At 48.0% G+C, this 1,759-nt stretch carries 1 protein-coding gene and 1 pseudogene; both read left to right on the top strand.

The genetic code is table 11. The features are described 5' to 3' along the window. The first annotated feature begins 245 nt into the window (after positions 1–245). Complete coding sequence (locus tag AC0L3J_RS36955; RefSeq protein WP_000019403.1) at positions 246–1,226, top strand: IS5-like element IS5 family transposase; 981 nt, start codon at positions 246–248, stop codon at positions 1,224–1,226. A gap of 432 nt (positions 1,227–1,658) precedes the next feature. After that, positions 1,659–1,759 (top strand): annotated as a pseudogene (locus AC0L3J_RS36950) (protein YagM); the annotation flags it as partial.

Here is a 1,759-nt window from a genome sequence, read left to right as displayed (position 1 = left end):
ATACAAGGCAAACCCTGAAACAGCATCAGTACAACCTAGTTGCACCACAGTAATCCAGCGGTAGCACTAAAAGAGTGCATTTTAAGAATTTTGCTTCGGAATGGTGCGGCGCATCTCGCAAAAACAAACAATAAAACAGCAATATCTTTACATTTAGCCAAACTAAATGTTACCTAAGGAAGGTGCGAACAAGTCCCTGATATGAGATCATGTTTGTCATCTGGAGCCATAGAACAGGGTTCATCATGAGTCATCAACTTACCTTCGCCGACAGTGAATTCAGCAGTAAGCGCCGTCAGACCAGAAAAGAGATTTTCTTGTCCCGCATGGAGCAGATTCTGCCATGGCAAAACATGGTGGAAGTCATCGAGCCGTTTTACCCCAAGGCTGGTAATGGCCGGCGACCTTATCCGCTGGAAACCATGCTACGCATTCACTGCATGCAGCATTGGTACAACCTGAGCGATGGCGCGATGGAAGATGCTCTGTACGAAATCGCCTCCATGCGTCTGTTTGCCCGGTTATCCCTGGATAGCGCCTTGCCGGACCGCACCACCATCATGAATTTCCGCCACCTGCTGGAGCAGCATCAACTGGCCCGCCAATTGTTCAAGACCATCAATCGCTGGCTGGCCGAAGCAGGCGTCATGATGACTCAAGGCACCTTGGTCGATGCCACCATCATTGAGGCACCCAGCTCGACCAAGAACAAAGAGCAGCAACGCGATCCGGAGATGCATCAGACCAAGAAAGGCAATCAGTGGCACTTTGGCATGAAGGCCCACATTGGTGTCGATGCCAAGAGTGGCCTGACCCACAGCCTGGTCACCACCGCGGCCAACGAGCATGACCTCAATCAGCTGGGTAATCTGCTGCATGGAGAGGAGCAATTTGTCTCAGCCGATGCCGGCTACCAAGGGGCGCCACAGCGCGAGGAGCTGGCCGAGGTGGATGTGGACTGGCTGATCGCCGAGCGCCCCGGCAAGGTAAGAACCTTGAAACAGCATCCACGCAAGAACAAAACGGCCATCAACATCGAATACATGAAAGCCAGCATCCGGGCCAGGGTGGAGCACCCATTTCGCATCATCAAGCGACAGTTCGGCTTCGTGAAAGCCAGATACAAGGGGTTGCTGAAAAACGATAACCAACTGGCGATGTTATTCACGCTGGCCAACCTGTTTCGGGCGGACCAAATGATACGTCAGTGGGAGAGATCTCACTAAAAACTGGGGATAACGCCTTAAATGGCGAAGAAACGGTCTAAATAGGCTGATTCAAGGCATTTACGGGAGAAAAAATCGGCTCAAACATGAAGAAATGAAATGACTGAGTCAGCCGAGAAGAATTTCCCCGCTTATTCGCACCTTCCTTAGCTAAAATCATTAGCTACAAATCTCAAACCATTCGTAAATGGCTTTGTCAGGACAAATTGCCTGAGGGGCTACCTCGCCCAAAACAAATCAATGGCCGCCATTACTGGTTACGTAAAGATGTCCTCGATTTTATAGATACATTTTCTGTACGAGAAAGTCTGTAATAAATTACAGATTTAATTTTATTGATTTATAGCGATGTTGCCCCGAGAAAAATGGGGCAACACTGAGAAATTTCAGATAGTAGTTTTATATTGAGATAACAAAGAGGTTTCCTTAAAAATGTCTAATAGTGTTACTAATTTTGAGATGAGCAGCGTTCTACCAGGAAAAAAACCTTGTCAAGGCAAAAACAATGAGTCACAGGTAGTACAGACTACTCC

The sequence above is a fragment of the Bradyrhizobium sp. Kon37 genome (genome assembly GCF_055807535.1).
This window is presented reverse-complemented; position numbering and strand designations above follow the sequence as displayed.

Coding starts and splice junctions, on each gene's coding strand:
- AC0L3J_RS36955 (WP_000019403.1), top strand. CDS start 246: ATGAGTCATCAACTTACCTTCGCCGACAGTGAATTCAGCAGTAAGCGC.